This is a genomic window from Pararhizobium sp. PWRC1-1, assembly GCF_049897905.1.
Classification (GTDB): Bacteria; Pseudomonadota; Alphaproteobacteria; order Rhizobiales; family Rhizobiaceae; genus Pararhizobium.
The window spans coordinates 38224-52746 of the sequence record NZ_JAFCXE010000009.1; the positions used below are offsets into that span (position 1 = coordinate 38224).

At 56.9% G+C, this 14523-nt stretch carries 15 protein-coding genes; 3 read left to right on the forward strand and 12 right to left on the reverse strand.

Annotated features, from left to right (window positions below; all coding sequences use genetic code 11):
- Positions 1-2 precede the first annotated feature (2 nt).
- The 4 genes from ACP7E0_RS15350 to ACP7E0_RS15365 all read right to left on the reverse strand — a co-directional run bounded on the left by ACP7E0_RS15350 (position 3) and on the right by ACP7E0_RS15365 (position 4451).
- A complete protein-coding gene (locus tag ACP7E0_RS15350; RefSeq protein ID WP_426125908.1) occupies positions 3-953 on the reverse strand; it encodes an ABC transporter permease in 951 nt (316 codons plus the stop codon).
- Positions 950-1897 (reverse strand): ABC transporter permease, encoded by a 948-nt coding sequence (locus tag ACP7E0_RS15355; protein WP_426125909.1) that lies wholly within the window; start codon positions 1895-1897, stop codon positions 950-952. Before ACP7E0_RS15355 ends, ACP7E0_RS15350 begins: the two co-directional genes overlap by 4 nt.
- Positions 1894-3360 carry a sugar ABC transporter ATP-binding protein gene (locus ACP7E0_RS15360; RefSeq protein ID WP_426125911.1) on the reverse strand — a complete coding sequence of 489 codons (1467 nt, stop codon included), beginning with the start codon at positions 3358-3360 and terminating at the stop codon, positions 1894-1896. Before ACP7E0_RS15360 ends, ACP7E0_RS15355 begins: the two co-directional genes overlap by 4 nt.
- A 74-nt stretch (positions 3361-3434) precedes the next feature.
- Entirely contained in the window at positions 3435-4451 is a 1017-nt protein-coding gene (locus ACP7E0_RS15365) for an ABC transporter substrate-binding protein (RefSeq protein WP_426125912.1), read from the reverse strand.
- Positions 4452-4743: 292 nt separating this feature from the next.
- Here ACP7E0_RS15365 and ACP7E0_RS15370 point away from each other — a divergent pair, with 292 nt between their 5' ends.
- Positions 4744-5994, forward strand: coding sequence for a GAF domain-containing sensor histidine kinase (locus ACP7E0_RS15370; RefSeq protein ID WP_426125913.1), 1251 nt, complete (start codon positions 4744-4746; stop codon positions 5992-5994).
- Positions 5991-6713, forward strand: coding sequence for a response regulator (locus ACP7E0_RS15375; RefSeq protein WP_426125914.1), 723 nt, complete (start codon positions 5991-5993; stop codon positions 6711-6713). Before ACP7E0_RS15370 ends, ACP7E0_RS15375 begins: the two co-directional genes overlap by 4 nt.
- Positions 6714-7316: 603 nt before the next feature.
- Here the strand turns inward: ACP7E0_RS15375 and ACP7E0_RS15380 are convergent.
- The 5 genes from ACP7E0_RS15380 to ACP7E0_RS15400 form a co-directional block, all read right to left on the reverse strand.
- Entirely contained in the window at positions 7317-7721 is a 405-nt protein-coding gene (locus tag ACP7E0_RS15380) for a response regulator (RefSeq protein WP_426125915.1), read from the reverse strand.
- Positions 7714-8769 carry an HWE histidine kinase domain-containing protein gene (locus ACP7E0_RS15385; RefSeq protein WP_426125916.1) on the reverse strand — a complete coding sequence of 352 codons (1056 nt, stop codon included), beginning with the start codon at positions 8767-8769 and terminating at the stop codon, positions 7714-7716. Before ACP7E0_RS15385 ends, ACP7E0_RS15380 begins: the two co-directional genes overlap by 8 nt.
- A 70-nt stretch (positions 8770-8839) precedes the next feature.
- A complete protein-coding gene (locus ACP7E0_RS15390) occupies positions 8840-9046 on the reverse strand; it encodes a hypothetical protein (RefSeq protein ID WP_426125917.1) in 207 nt (68 codons plus the stop codon).
- A gap of 56 nt (positions 9047-9102) precedes the next feature.
- Positions 9103-9333, reverse strand: coding sequence for a hypothetical protein (locus ACP7E0_RS15395; RefSeq protein WP_426125918.1), 231 nt, complete (start codon positions 9331-9333; stop codon positions 9103-9105).
- A complete protein-coding gene (locus ACP7E0_RS15400) occupies positions 9330-9863 on the reverse strand; it encodes a Crp/Fnr family transcriptional regulator (protein ID WP_426125919.1) in 534 nt (177 codons plus the stop codon). Before ACP7E0_RS15400 ends, ACP7E0_RS15395 begins: the two co-directional genes overlap by 4 nt.
- Before the next feature lie 336 nt (positions 9864-10199).
- Here ACP7E0_RS15400 and ACP7E0_RS15405 point away from each other — a divergent pair, with 336 nt between their 5' ends.
- Positions 10200-10457, forward strand: coding sequence for a hypothetical protein (locus ACP7E0_RS15405; RefSeq protein WP_426125920.1), 258 nt, complete (start codon positions 10200-10202; stop codon positions 10455-10457).
- 3 nt (positions 10458-10460) lie between these two features.
- Here ACP7E0_RS15405 and ACP7E0_RS15410 read toward each other — a convergent pair whose 3' ends face one another.
- The 3 genes from ACP7E0_RS15410 to ACP7E0_RS15420 all read right to left on the reverse strand — a co-directional run bounded on the left by ACP7E0_RS15410 (position 10461) and on the right by ACP7E0_RS15420 (position 14468).
- Entirely contained in the window at positions 10461-10865 is a 405-nt protein-coding gene (locus ACP7E0_RS15410) for a hypothetical protein (RefSeq protein WP_426125921.1), read from the reverse strand.
- 388 nt (positions 10866-11253) lie between these two features.
- Positions 11254-12213, reverse strand: a complete 960-nt coding sequence (locus ACP7E0_RS15415; RefSeq protein ID WP_426125922.1) for a diguanylate cyclase — start codon at positions 12211-12213, stop codon at positions 11254-11256.
- Positions 12210-14468 (reverse strand): sensor domain-containing protein, encoded by a 2259-nt coding sequence (locus ACP7E0_RS15420; protein WP_426125923.1) that lies wholly within the window; start codon positions 14466-14468, stop codon positions 12210-12212. The genes ACP7E0_RS15415 and ACP7E0_RS15420 overlap by 4 nt, the downstream gene beginning before the upstream one ends.
- Positions 14469-14523 lie beyond the last annotated feature (55 nt).

Here is a 14523-nt window from a genome sequence, read left to right on the forward strand (position 1 = left end):
GGTTATCGTTGGTTTGGATTGCGGCCGCCGGCGACCACGATGACGGCAATAATGATGAGCCCCGTCATGATCAGCCTGATGCCGGCGCCGGCGCCATAGGTATTGAGCATGGAGACGACAAGAAACATAAAGAGCGAGGCCCCCCAGATTCCGGCCACGTTGCTGTTGCCGCCAGCAACTGCCGTGCCGCCGATGACAACGACGGCGATCGACATCAAAAGGTATTCCGAACCCATGTTGAGCGCGGCTCCCCCGGAGAAACTGGCAAGCAGATAACCGCAGACCGCGGCCAGAACGGAACACAGTACATAGGTGACGAAGCGCGTGCCATCGACGGGAATGCCGGCCATGCGAGCCGCCCGGATGCTCTGTCCGATCGCTGCGATCCAGCGACCGTAGACCGTCTTTTGCAACAGGATGAAAGCGAGAACCGAGAGGACCAAGGCAACGAGAGCGACATTCGGAATCCCGACCGTCGTCTCTGTTGTGAATTTCGCGAGCACGTCCGGCGGCTTGATGCGCAGGCCGCGATTGGTCCAGATCGCCGTCGATTGAACGATGAAACTCATCGACAGTGTCGCAATGATCGGTGGGATCTGCAGGAGCTTGATCAGAGCATAGTTGCCGATGCCGACCGCAACGCCAATCGCGATGGCGACGACAAGTCCCGGCAGGATCAGCGAATTATCGACCTGCATGAATTTCAGCGCGACTGTGCCCGCAAGCGTCATTGTGGCCGGAACGCAGAGGTCGATGTTGCCCGGCCCCAGCGTAATCACGAACATCTGGCCGATACCGACAAGGATGGAGAAGGCCGCGAAAGTCAGCGCCGCCTGGCTGAGGCCGATTGTGCTCGCACCGCCAGTAAACAGGATGGTGGCGATCCAGACAAAAAATGCTGCGACGAAAGACCAGATCCAGGGCTTGCGAAACAGGGAGGTGAGGATATTCATGCTCGCTTCCCCCTATTTTCAAGGCGATTGAGCAGCAGACGCAGCCCGAGCACGACGATCAGGATCGCACCCTGCGCGCCAATCTGCCAATCCGGCGAGATGCGCAGGAAGGAGAGAAACGAGCCGGCAAGGGTCAGCGTCAACGCGCCGATGACCGCGCCGATGGGAGAGACGCGGCCACCGGTAAACTCGCCGCCGCCAAGGATGACACCGGCAATCGACAGGAGGGTGTAGCGGAGCGCGATATTGGCATCGGCAGACGTTGTCAGTCCGACCAGTGAAATGCCGGCGAGAATGGCAAAAAACGCCGCAAGCGCATAGGTCGCTGCCCGCGCTCCCAGAATAGACCATCCTGCGCGCTCCACGGAGCGGGTATTGCCGCCGACGCCGCGCATGATAACGCCGAAGGAGGAGCGCATGATGACAAAATGCGAGACCACCGCGATGATGACGCAGGCGATGATCGCCATCGGCACGAAAGGTGGCCGGGAGATCATGATGGCGCGCACCCATCCCGGCGCCTCTCCGCCCGGAGCCGGCAGGATGAGGACCGCAAGCCCGCCCCAGACGAAGCTCATGCCGAGCGTGACGACAATGGAGGGAAGGTTACGGACATGAATCAACACGCCGAGTGCTGCATAGACCGCGATTGCGGCTGCAAGGACGAGCACGCCAATCACAGGAGTGGCCTGCAGGAACGTGGCGGCGACGCAGGCCACGAAGCTGACGAAAGTGCCCATCGACAGATCCAGATCGTTGACCGTCATGATCAGCATCTGAGCGATGGTTGCGAGCACGATCGGGACTGCCAGATTGAACAGAAGGTTGAGTCCGACATAACTTATGGCGCGCGGCTGCAGGTAGAAGACGGAGATCAGGAGGATGGTCAACGACAAGGCGGGTATCAAAAGGCGGATGGTATCGGAGGACAGGACTTTCTTCATGCAGCAGCACCCATGAACGAGGCGGCCAGGACATTCTTCTCCGTCACGGCGTCTCCCTTGAGCTCGGCAACGATCACACCGTTGTTGAAGACATAGACCCGATCGCAAAGGCAGATTTCATCCATCTCGGTCGAGTACCAGACGAATGTGCGTCCTTTATCGGCCTCGGCCCGCAGAATGGCATAGACCTCCTGCTTCGTGCCGATGTCGACGCCACGCATGGGATCGTCCATCAGTACGGCGGGCGCCGGCGTTGCAAGGGCGCGGGCAAACAACACCTTCTGCTGGTTGCCGCCCGACAGCGACAGGATAGGGTTGTCGACATCCTGTGTGCGGATCTCGATGCGCTCCTTCCAGGCCTGCCCAAGATCGGCCTCCGCGGGCTCGCTGACGAGGCCTCGCCGCGAGAGGCCCGAAAGATTCGCGATCGTCAGGTTCTTCAGAATGCTCCAGAGCGGAAAGACGCCGTTCAGCGCGCGATCCCCGGCAACGAAGGCAACCTCGGCATCACGCCTGCGCAACCAGCTGCCGGTGCGCGCCAGGTAGAGATCGATCAGCGTATCGGTCTGGCCATGTCCACCTAGACCAGCAAGGCCGATGATTTCGCCAGGAAATGCCTCAAAGGGTAAGCCCTTCCCACGACGCGAAGGCTGCGACAGGAGCTGCGTAAGGCCTGCGGTGTCGTTGACGCGTTTTTCTTGATCGCGCCCCTTTACCACGCTCCCCATGGTCGCGACCAGGCTGTGTTCGTCGAATTCGCCGGCAGGTCGTTCGGCTACCACCCTGCCGTCCTTCATCACGACGATACGGTCGGACGTTGACAGTATTTCGCCCAGAATATGGGAGATGAAGATAACCGATCCGCCGGCCTCAACGAAACTGCGGACATAGTTCAGCAGCTGCGTCGCGAGGCTCGCGTCGAGCGATGAGGTGGGTTCATCGAGAATGACAAGTTTCACCGGTTGTGCGACCTGCGAGAAGGCCGTGGCTATCTCCACCATCTGACGCTGCGCGATCGAAAGATCGCTGACGACACCGGCGGCGTCGATACCGTGGCCAGGAAAGATCTCATTGAGCTTGCCGCCGATGATGCGCGCCGCCCGACGCCGCCAGCCCCAGCCTGTGAGCGTGCGGTGCATGACGCGCGTGTTCTCGATCACCGTCAGGTTCGGACACAGCGACAATTCCTGGAAGACGCAACGGACGCCATTGGCGCGGGCCGCAGCAATGCCATAACGCTGTATCGGTTCCCCCGCGCATGCGATGGTGCCCTGGTGGGGCGACAGCCCTCCATTGATGACGTTGACGATCGTCGATTTGCCGGCGCCGTTGTGTCCGACGAGGCCAACGCATTCGCCGGGCAGAATTCTCAGGGTTGCGCCATCGAGCGCCTTGACCGCGCCAAAGCTGATTTTAGCATCTACAACCTCGATGATCGCGTGCCGCAGCGGTATTGCCGTCATACTCTGCATTCCGAAAAAGGGGACGGTTCTGGCCGGTCCGGAGACCAGACAGAACCGTAAGTTGGGAGGATGTCTTATTTTGCTTCCGCTATGACCTTTTGGGCATCGGCCTGCGAATACTCAACATTGGCGACGCCGCCTTCCTGGGTGCTGGCCAGATTGGTTTCCAGCGTGTCTTGGCTGATGCTGAGGAAGGGGACGACGAGATCCTTCTTCACTTCCTTGCCGTCGAGAATCTGCTGGGCAACCCAGAAGGCGAGCGTTGACACGCCAGGTGCGATTGAAACAGACATGGTTTCATAGCCGTTGGCATCCTTCTGTTCCTTCCACCATTTCAGTTCGTCCTGCCGGTTGCCCATGACGATGGTCGGTATCGGCCGCTTGGCGGCTGCGAATGCTTCTGCGGCGCCATAACCGTCACCGCCTTGGGTGACGACCGCTGCAACCTCGGGAAGGCTCGGGAGGATGCCGGCCACGGCCTTTTGGGCCACGTCCTGCGCCCAGTCGCCGTGCACTGAGCCGACGATCTTGAATTGCGGGAACTGGGCCACGCCGGCATGGATGCCGGCCGAAATCTCATCATCCACGAAGACGCCCGCGAGGCCGCGAATTTCAAGCAGATTGCCACCGGCGGGAATCTTCTTGGACAGGTATTCAACCTGGCTGCGGCCCATCTCCTTGAAGTCGACAGCAATGCGCCACGCACATGGTTCGGTCACGATGCCATCGAAGGACACGACGGTGAGGCCCGCATCGCACGCTTCCTTGACGGCGCCATTGAGCGCAGTTGGAGACGCGGCGTTGATCACGATTGCGTCATAACCCTGCAAAATCATGTTCTGGATTTGAGCGGCCTGCTCGGTTGCCTGGTTTTCGGCTGTGGTGAAAGGATCGGCCGCCGCAACGACGCCGGCCTTCACGGCTTCGCCGGTCACCTTTTCCCAACTCGTCAGCATCGCCTGCCGCCAGGAATTGCCGGCGTAGTTGTTGGACAGCGCAATCTTCTTGGTCGCGGTGTCGGCAATGGCCTGAATTGGCATTGCGGCGCACGCAAGTGCTGCCGATGCCAGAAGCATCTTTCCGAAATTCATCTCTCTCTCTCTCCCTGTTGATCCAGCTTTCATTGAGCGGGATCTGTTCATCGTGGCCGAAGCGGTGATGAGCTTTTGTGAAATGCCGAGCTTCCTCCTCTCAGCGGATGCAGGATGGTATAGAACAGGCGGCTTGTATAGGAAGATTGAGGCAGCCCGTTTGCGGAATCTGCTGTAGATGATGCGGGATCATGCAGGACGCGCGGTGGCTGACGGGGCTTACTAAAGGACAAGGAATTACCGGGACTTTTACCGTGGAGGCGGGACGAGTTGGCGGGGAGGAGATGCAAACATGCTCAAGATGGCGCCATCGGTGCTTCTCGAACATTACCTGGGAATATCGCGCCTGCTTGCCGGGCAGCTTGAGTTCCGCTCCGCCATCCGCGCAGTGGCGGCGCAGATCTCCCACATCATCCCGCACGATCATCTGGACGTATGCATCATCATGCATGGTGGCAAATACCATACGGCCTATGAGACTGGCCTCGAAACCGCATGGGGCAACCATCCGCCTGCGCTTGTCTCCGGCAGCCCGATCCGTGCTCTCCTCTGGGGCGAGGTTTCGTATTTCCTAACGGACGACGCCGGAATCGATCCAAGGTTCAATTTTGAAAATGCTTTCACCCTGCCGATTTTCGACCAGGCGCTACGCAGCCGAATCCATGTTCCGCTTAAGGTGGAAGGCGACGTGATCGGCGCACTGAGTTGTTCGTCGCATCAGGCGGGATTTTATAGGATGGAGGACATCGTCAACGCCCGCTCTATCGCAGATTTGCTTTCACCCTATTTCTTTGCCCTGCGGGCCGCGGAGCAGGCGCAGCAATCGGCGATCGTTGAGGCCGAGGCCCGGGCACGCGAGGAGGGATTGCGGCTGGGCGCACTCAATCTGACGGAAGCCCTTGAGCGCGAGCGCCAGCGCATCGGTATGGACCTGCACGACCAGACGCTGGCGGACTTGACGCGCCTGTCTCGTCGACTCGAACGGCTAACCCATGAACCGGAAGTCGCCGGCGAAGCATTGGAGCCTTTAGTGCGTAGCCTGCAGCACTGCATGCAGGATCTCCGCCAGATCATCGAGGAGGCCAAACCCTCCGTCCTGCAGCTCTTCGGCTTCGTGCAGGCAGTAGAAAACCATTTGGATCGATCGGTGCGCGACAGCGGCATGTCGATCGGTCGCGAGTTGGTCGATGAGACAGAGGGCGGCATCGACAGCCTTGATCCGACCGTCTGCGTTGCACTGTTTCGCATTACCCAGGAAGCTATCAACAATGCAGTGCGCCACGCGCAGGCGAGCCGCATTGTGGTGCGGCTGGGCGAGCAACCCGACGGGCTTTCTATTGAAGTTTGTGACGACGGTGTTGGCATTGCCAAGCAGCGCCGGCGTAATGGTGGTGGTATCGACAATATGAAAACGCGGGCCAGATTGATTTCCGCCAAGTTTTCTATCAGTGCCGGTCGAAACAATCTTGGGACTGCGATCGGCGTGCATCTGCCAGTGGCGGCGCAAACGCCGCGCCAACCAAACCCGAGGAATGATTCATGAAGGTTCTGATCGTCGAAGACGACCCGTTGCACCGTTCATATCTGCACGAAGCCGTCAGTGCCGCCCTGCCGGAATGCGAAACGGTGATCGAGGCGGACAGTGGCACCATGGGCGAAAAACTCGCACGCGACCACCGCTCGGCGCATGTCGTCATGGATCTGCAGATGAACAATCGAAACGGCATCGAAGCCGCGCGTACGATCTGGAAAGAGCGGCCTGATACGCGTATCCTCTTTTGGTCCAACTATTCCGATGAGGCCTATGTGCGGGGTGTGTCGCGTATCGTGCCGGACGGGGCGGCATATGGATATGTGCTCAAGTCCGCTTCTGACGAGCGGTTGAAACTGGCGCTGCGCAGTATTTTCGTCGAGGCGCAATGCGTCATCGATCGCGAAGTGCGCGGGATGCAGCAAAAGAGTCTCGGCCAGACGAAAGGGTTTAGCGACACGGAGTATGAAATCCTGGTCGATATTGCGCTCGGCCTAACAGACCGGGCCATTGCGAGAAGACGCAATCTTTCGCTTCGCAGCGTCCAGAACAGACTGCAGCAGCTCTATGAAAAACTCGATGTCTATCAGACCGCGTCAGACGACCACGAAGACAGTCGCTTCAACCTTCGAGCAAGGGCGGTAACCGTTGCGATGCTGCGCAAGCTTCTCAACTACAGCGCCCTGGAGCGCGCCGAAAGCGAGCTGGCTGAATGGCTCAAATCAGTTTGACGTGCTTCGCACACGGCAGATCCTACCAGGTCGCGTACTCATAAACCGGGTTTTAAACACAGCTTTGGCATGCGAGGGGTGAGTAGTCAGTTCCATCAACATGAGTGAGCCGTGACGTTTTATTGACTTCAGCTCAAACCGGAACGAAATCGCTAATGCTTAAGCGTAGTTACATCGTCCTAGCTTGCGCCCCAGATGCGCTCGAAATTCTTGCACGTCAGGCTGTTTGCGGGCTTGGTCATTGCAGCCACGTGAGTTGCCGAGGTCGGAACATTCTCACGTTTCGACAATCCGCGTAAGCTCATGGCGTACCCGCCGAGGGCCGGCGCTCGGTGCCGCCAGGCACAATATCGGCTCACGATGATCTTTATGAGGAGTATGGCCTTTCGCCGACATCGACGTTTCGCAGCCAGGCCGTCAGTTCCTCACTTGAGATCATCGCCTCGTGATGGGTAAGATCGTCGCCGGAATATCGACGCTGCTCCAGCCGCCTGTGTGGATGACGAACGTGCGGTGCAGACGGCGTGCTGAGCTACAACGACGGCTATGCGGTTAGCGCCTGCCAAAGCAGCCGGATAAGTGCGACCGGTGCAAACTTGTACCTCAAGCCGACGCCCGTGGCCCAAGGTCCGGGCGGAACGCCAGGTGTGTGAGAAGATCTGCAAGAATTTCCTCCACATCTCTGCGGCTATAGGGTTTCGCCAAGAGCGGGCGGTTGCGGTAGTTGTCAGTTATCGCGTCGATCCCATAACCGGTGGCGAAGACGAACGGCACGCCCTGTGCCACGAGTGCGTCGGCAATGGGAAAGCTCTTGTCACCGTTCAAGTTCACATCGAGCATGGCAGCGTCGAACAGTTGCGCATTGACGAGGGCCAGGGCCTGTTTGACGTTTGCAGCGACGGTTACAGATTCGCAGCCGAGATCAGCAAGAATGTCCTCCATCAGCATGAGGACCATCATCTCGTCTTCAACGACGAGCACACGCCGACCTGATAGCAGTTTATCCATTTCGATCATCCTCCGGCGTCGAAAAAGTGAAGGTGCAGACAATCCCGTCCTGTCGGTATTGAAGATCAACGGTTCCCTCCAGTTCGTGGGCCAGCCCGCGCTCGAGAAGTTTGGAGCCGAACCCTTTTTGGGACGGCGTTGCGACGATCGGCCCATTCTTTTCTTGCCAGTGGATTGTCAGTTGCTTTCCCGTCCGGGTTACCTCCGTTGTCCAGTCGACAGAGACCGACCCGGCGTCATATGAGAGCGCACCGTATTTCACGGCATTTGTCGCCAGTTCGTGAAAGGCCATGCCCAGCGCCAGGGTCACTTTCGGGGAAAGACGGATTTTCCCTCCAGTGACGACGAAACGTGGAGACTTCCCTGGTGTCTCCTTGAATGGTTCCAGCGCCGCGGCTAGCAAATCGTGCAGTTCCGCGCCTTTCCAGATCTCCCGACTGAGGAGATCATGAGACCGTGACAGCGCGAAAATTCTCGACTCGATCGCCTCTCGAATGGCCACGGGATCCGTGGTTGTCCGCAAGGCCTGCGACACGATCGATTGTACCGTCGAGAGCGTGTTCTTCACGCGGTGGTTCAATTCATCGATGAACATGCGCGACTTTGCCAGTTCGTCCTTATGCTTGGTCAGATCGGTGAAGGAAATGAAGTGCTGGACGATATCGCCTTCGTCATCGCGAACCGGGCCGATCAGGATAGCTGCCCAGAACACACTTCCGTCCTTCCTGTTGCAGATGCATTCCAGATTGTCCTCGTTATTGTCCGCGAAGGCGGATTTCAACTGCGCCAGGCCATCTGGTGCAGATGCAGGTCCTATCAACGCATTGAAGCTTTGGCCGAGCACCTCTTCCCGCGCATACCCGGTGAGCGCCAGGAAGCTGTCATTTGCGAAAATGATCGGATTATCCGGCTGCTTGGCATTCGTAAACACCATAGCCATGCGTGTCGTCTCGGCGGCAACCACGAAGGGGCCGAGTTCTTCGCGAAACCCTTCGACTTCGCCCTCTGCAACGATCTGCTCTTTGGATTTTTTATCGATCTTCAACATTGAACCGCCTTGTCCTGTCGGAAACGTCGCCAGAAACCGGTACATTAATCCGATGGAGGTTGGTCTCCTTTCATTTTTCGACCAGGTTTAGGACGAGAGCGATAAGCCCGTCCTTGCTCGTAATGCCCCGCTGAAATGCGTGACTAAGAATGGTCGCGAGATCGGAACCATCGTCGCCATCTGGCGAAATTCCATGTTGCGCGCAGGCCTCGGTAAATGCGTCGAAAAGACTGGCGTCGGATGTTGCGTCGATGGGCGTGTCATAAATTGAGGTCATGCTTCGTCCTCAAAGGTTGCCATATTGTGCCAAACTTGGAATGCGCAGTTTGCGTGTCAGGCCGGCCGGGAGAGAGGTGCATCGTCATCGGGAACCGGTTTGCCCAGAGGGATGCCGGTTAAACGTTCATATTCTTCCTCAGCCGGGCCATATGTGCCTTTAGTAAGGGTTACGAGCCCGTCTCGATTCTTGACGAAAATCTCGCCACGCTGCGACTTGATAAGGTGCCTGGATTCCAGAATTTGCAGCGCCACCGTGACGCCCGGGCGGTGAACGCCAAGCATCATTGCAAGAAACTCATGGGTGACAAAAACCTGCCATGATCGACGCGATCATCAACCATGAGAATCCACCGCGCCAACCGCTCCTCCAGCTTGATCTGGCCATTTGCCAAGGCGGTATAGGTAGTCTGTATACCGAGCGCGCGCGCGTAATGCATGAGCAGATCTGTAACCGCAGCACTCTTTGACATGGCTTTGCGTAGGTTGTCGGCGGAAATACGCATCGCCGAACCGTCCATCTGCGTGAAGCAATCGAACGGGCTTTCTGTATCTCCCAGAGCAAGGGAGGTGCCTGTCATGCCATCGCGGCCGAAGAGACCGACTTCGACCGTCGTGCCGCCTTCTTTTCTGGCTACCACCGAACCAAGCCCGGACTCAAGAAAATAAACCAGATCGATAGGTTGATGTGCCGTCTCAAGCGACTGGCGAAGGCTAAGTTGAACGCTCTCAAGGCTGGGCGCTAGCAGCCCGAGGTCGGCAGGCGAAAGCGCGCGGAGCAGACGGTTTTTAAACAAGCTTTTGCTTTGGCCGGTCATCGTGCTCTCCGGGCGGGGTGAAAGCACGATGGCCTTCCAAACGTCAGCGGCGACGCAGATCACGATGCGCTTAAAAATTGCAGAACACAACAACTTTGGTACGAATTTGTACCAATGCACGACTGAAAGTTGTTGGGTGCATTGCGCGGGTAAATACACGCGAAAATATTATTGTATTAGGTCTACTCATTTAAAGAGGGAAATGAACACAGGGACGGCTCTCGCTGGAGCTTTCCCAGGTGCATGCTAAGACGCCAGCCGTGTCGTCAAAAGTGCTCATTCCGCGACGGGTCGGATTTCGTGCTGATTAACCGGAACCAGAGGCAGGTGATTAACATGACAAACGCCACAGTCAGCAAACTCGCTGAATTTGCCCATACGGACTGTACGGTATTTTTTTGGCTGGGCGAGGTGCCTGACGAGACTTTTTGCTCTCTGGAAAGGGCCGTACGCCATGTTAACCGCCATCCTGCGCTAGCGGACTCGGTTGAAATCTTCGTCCATTCAGCAACAACTCGGCCCCCGATCATCAGCGGTGAAGACTTGGTCGTTCTCATGAAGCGTGTCGAGCATCAATTGAGGAGGTTTAGCTAACGGCTATTTCTTCAATGTCGTCCGTGGGCTTCCCCTATGCGATTCATCCTGAAGTATGAGCCGCCGTGCTTCATCTTCTCCGCTCGGCATCAGCACAAAGACGCGTTCTTCGCCATTGGGATCACGCACCTCTGCGACGGCGTTTCGATCGATCAGTTCTTCCATGGTGATGTCTGATACTCCAGGTATCACGGAGGTCGGCTGCGGCTCTGGATGGTGCTTTCCGAGAAATATGACCGCTTTGTTTTGCCTGTTTGTGAGACCAAGTCCCGGTCCGGCCTTAGACCTTCGATCGGGTTCGCACTTCGCCTGGTTCTTGAAAATTGGTCCAGGTTCTATCATCGCTTCCTCCTCCGATTTTGCTTGGTGCTGAGATTGCAAGGTTCGTTTCAATGGCGGCTTGACCATCGGGGCCGGCCTCAAATAAGTCTTTGCCCAAAGCCTGTAGACTTTGACAGGAGGCGGTTCGAAGGCGCCGGGCGGTCGGGGCGTTGCAAACCGTCATGGGTGGACGCTGGTATGCGTTAAATCCCTATGGTCTCGCGCCATCGCGCCCGATTGGCATGGCTTGCATACTCCTGAGGACACAACGTTCCGTTGTAGAGATGGTTCCACTGAAAATCCTGGTGAACCGAAACTGGCAAAGGACTGTAGGATAAACTGCGTTATCGCCGGAACGGCATCAATCGCTGCTGCTGCCAACCCGCCGCTGTACGCAAATGGATCGACCGACAGGTAACCTTGCTCGGGCAGCAGCGTTCGGGTTTCGACAGAGCCAGCTCGTGACGCACGAGGTTCATGAGATCGGCGATGTCTTCGCGGCCACCGATAGTGAACTCGACATTTCTGCCTGTCTCACGCGATTCCTGCCTGCACGCTTCGCCATGTACAAAGCTTTGTCAGCCCGAGCCAACGCCGTATCGATTGTTGCGTCCTCGCTGGAGATTTGAGTAATACCAAAGCTGGCGGTAACAAAGATTATGCCGTCATCGATCTTGACCGGGCCCTCTTCTACAGATTTGCGCAATATCTCCGCCAAGAAGACAGCGTCTACCGCGTTGGTGTCGCACAAGAGGATGACGAACTCCTCCCCTCCAAACCGCGCAAGGACATCACTCTGCCGCAGACGGTCCCGACAGCCCCGGCTGATGGATTTCAAGACCTCGTCCCCGGCAGCATGCCCATGGGTATCGTTCACAGCTTTAAAGTTATCGACATCAATCATCACGAGCGATACCTTTGCGTGAAACCTGCGAACCTTCTCGAACTCGATGTTTGCCCTGTCCAGGAAATACCGGCGATTGGGTAGTCCGGTAAGCGCGTCCGTCGCCGCGAGCTTCTCAAGTTCAATCTCGAGCAGCCTGCGACTGGTAATATTCTCATGCGAAATGACAGCGCCCCCTTCGGGCAACTCAAGCGGTGTCACGCGCCCTAAAAACCATCTGGAGACTGTCGGCGAGTGACAGGGATACTCCATCTGAAAAAGCAGAGTGCCTCCATCAAGGACCGCCTGTATGCCGGTAGCAAAATCGTCGGCTTCGGCAGCTCCGGGCCCCGAAGAGCTTTGGCAGATTTCGAGATAGTTTCGCCCGATGTCAGAAAGGTCGAACAGGTGCGAGTTTGCGACACCAAAATTTTGCCATGCGTGGTTGACCGCGATAATCTGTCCGTTGCGATCCAAAACGCAGATGTGGGCGGAAAGCGCGTCAATCACGGCGACCGCGAAACCTGCTCTTTGCATCGATGAGACCGTCATTTCGAACCCTCGACGCTGCCAAGCCGTTGGCGTACCGGTTCCTGGACTTGCAGCATCGTCCCTATTGTTTCGGAATTAACGGGCCTGCAGAAATGATATCCCTGGATTTCGTCGCACTGGTTAGCGCGCAGGAACGCCAGCTGCTCGTCCGTCTCCACGCCCTCGGCGATGACTTTTAGATTGAGCTTCTGCCCAAGCGATATGACGGCGGCGGTAATCGTTCTGTCGTCTTCGTCATGCGCGAGATTGCGGACGAAGGACTGATCGATTTTAAGTCGGCAAACCGGCAGGCTCTTGAGCGCGCTTAAGCTTGAGTACCCCGTTCCAAAGTCGTCGATGGAAAAGCTAATTCCGCCCGCTTGCAATTCCTTCATGATCGCCACGGCTCGTTCAAGATCGCGCATGACGAGGCTCTCCGTCAATTCAAGTTCGAGGTATTTCGCGTCAAGACCAGTCTCTTCCAGCGCGCGCAGAACACGGCTTGGCCAGGTTTCATCCTGAAACTGCCGCGCCGACACATTGACGCAAACGGTGATGGGCGCATGTCCGGCATCCTGCCATTCCTTGTTCTGCCGGCATGCCTCATGCAGCACCCAATCTCCCAGCGGCACGATCAGACCGGTTTCTTCGGCCAGTGGAATGAACTGTATCGGAGATATGACGCCAGTTGGATGGTTCCACCGAACAAGAGCTTCAACAGCAAAAATCCGTTCGGATTTCAGGTCGACCTGAGGCTGATAAGCCAGATAAAATTCGGACCGCGCGATGCCCTTGCGGATGCCATCCTGAAGGGCCAACCGCTCGTGTGCCCGCGTGTTCATCTCGGGGGTGAAAAACTGAAACCCATCACGACCGGCATCTTTCGCCTTGTACATGGCAGCGTCTGCATTTGCGATCAGCGTTTCTGCCTCGGTACCGTCATTTGGAAACGTCGCCACACCCATGCTGCAGGTGATGTGGAAGGCTTGCCCGTTGACGATGATGGGATCCGTGATCGCTATCTTAATCTGGTGCAGGGCCGCAGAAATTGCGTCGGTATTCGCGGGCATATCGGTGAGCAGGATTATGAACTCGTCCCCGCCGAGGCGGACAACGGCATCCGTCGAACGGACAGAATCCAACATCCGCTGGGCGACTGTCTTCAACAGCGTGTCGCCGGCGGCGTGACCAAGGCTATCGTTGACAAATTTGAAATTGTCGAGGTCAACGAAGACAACCGATACCCACGGGTTATGGCGCTCCGCTCGTAACATGGCTTGGGTCAAGCGATCTGTCAGCAAGCTTCGATTGGGAAGGCCGGTAAGCAAATCATGATGAGCCATGAAGCGGATCTGATCTTCCGCATATTGCCGCTCGATGGCAATCGCTGCGACCCGGGTCGTCATTTGAATGAGATGTTTCTCAGCGGTTCCTGGATAACGAACCTCAGCAGAATACATCGCAAAAATCCCCAGAACCAAGCCCTGATGCGACATGATTGGGGTGGACCAACAGGAGCCTAGACTATGGAGCGCGGCCAGATCCCGAAAGTCCTTCCATAACGGATCACTCGCAATGTCCGAGACGATCACACTTTCACGGCGAAAGGCGGCCGTGCCGCAGGAGCCAACGCTCGGGCCAATAGCGAGACCGTCGATCGCATTTGAGTATTCCAGTGGCAACGTTGGCGCTGCCCCATGTCTAAGATATGTCCCGGTTTCATCCAGCAACAATATCGAGCCGAGCACGCCTTCAAGCTGGCTTTCCATTAAATGAACGAGCCGATCAAGGATCGCCCGCAGCGGTAAGTTCAGGGCGATCATTTCGAGAACCGCCGCTTGCTCGTCTTTTAAAAGACTGTCTTTCTTCCGGGCGGTGATATCACGAGAAATGCCCACAAGGCCGACAACGGCGTTGTGCTCATTGCGCATAGGCACTTTTGTCGTAGAGAGCCATTTTTTGGCACCAGTGCTGGCATCAAGGACAAGCTCTTCCATATCGACCACCGCCCGTGTCGAATGAATAACGTCTTGCTCGATCTTGAAAAACCTCCCGGCCGTGTCAGCGTCATGAAGGTCGAAGTCATTTTTGCCAATCAACTCTTCCGGTTTGTCAAAGCCATGAATATGGACAACAGCCTGGTTGACCAGCATGAAACGACCATCCAGATCCTTAGAGAAAAGATAATCTGGCACCTGATCGATCATGGCCTTGAGCAATTTCTGCTCTGTAAGCCAACTGGGTTCCTTGGGCTGTTGAACTTTAATTTCTGGCATTGTGACCTCATCCCTGCGCAGACCATCACGTTGTTGACGCAAACCATGATCGCAG

Excerpts from the sequence above, each read along its gene's own strand:
- ACP7E0_RS15375 (WP_426125914.1), top strand. The coding sequence starts at position 5,991 with ATGAAGGTTCTGATCGTCGAAGACGACCCGTTGCACCGTTCATATCTG.
- ACP7E0_RS15365 (WP_426125912.1), bottom strand. The coding sequence starts at position 4,451 with ATGAATTTCGGAAAGATGCTTCTGGCATCGGCAGCACTTGCGTGCGCC.
- ACP7E0_RS15405 (WP_426125920.1), top strand. The coding sequence starts at position 10,200 with ATGACAAACGCCACAGTCAGCAAACTCGCTGAATTTGCCCATACGGAC.
- ACP7E0_RS15415 (WP_426125922.1), bottom strand. The coding sequence starts at position 12,213 with ATGACGGTCTCATCGATGCAAAGAGCAGGTTTCGCGGTCGCCGTGATT.
- ACP7E0_RS15390 (WP_426125917.1), bottom strand. The coding sequence starts at position 9,046 with ATGACCTCAATTTATGACACGCCCATCGACGCAACATCCGACGCCAGT.
- ACP7E0_RS15410 (WP_426125921.1), bottom strand. The coding sequence starts at position 10,865 with ATGGTCAAGCCGCCATTGAAACGAACCTTGCAATCTCAGCACCAAGCA.
- ACP7E0_RS15385 (WP_426125916.1), bottom strand. The coding sequence starts at position 8,769 with ATGTTGAAGATCGATAAAAAATCCAAAGAGCAGATCGTTGCAGAGGGC.
- ACP7E0_RS15400 (WP_426125919.1), bottom strand. The coding sequence starts at position 9,863 with ATGACCGGCCAAAGCAAAAGCTTGTTTAAAAACCGTCTGCTCCGCGCG.
- ACP7E0_RS15395 (WP_426125918.1), bottom strand. The coding sequence starts at position 9,333 with ATGATGCTTGGCGTTCACCGCCCGGGCGTCACGGTGGCGCTGCAAATT.
- ACP7E0_RS15380 (WP_426125915.1), bottom strand. The coding sequence starts at position 7,721 with ATGGATAAACTGCTATCAGGTCGGCGTGTGCTCGTCGTTGAAGACGAG.
- ACP7E0_RS15350 (WP_426125908.1), bottom strand. The coding sequence starts at position 953 with ATGAATATCCTCACCTCCCTGTTTCGCAAGCCCTGGATCTGGTCTTTC.
- ACP7E0_RS15360 (WP_426125911.1), bottom strand. The coding sequence starts at position 3,360 with ATGACGGCAATACCGCTGCGGCACGCGATCATCGAGGTTGTAGATGCT.
- ACP7E0_RS15420 (WP_426125923.1), bottom strand. The coding sequence starts at position 14,468 with ATGCCAGAAATTAAAGTTCAACAGCCCAAGGAACCCAGTTGGCTTACA.
- ACP7E0_RS15370 (WP_426125913.1), top strand. The coding sequence starts at position 4,744 with ATGCTCAAGATGGCGCCATCGGTGCTTCTCGAACATTACCTGGGAATA.
- ACP7E0_RS15355 (WP_426125909.1), bottom strand. The coding sequence starts at position 1,897 with ATGAAGAAAGTCCTGTCCTCCGATACCATCCGCCTTTTGATACCCGCC.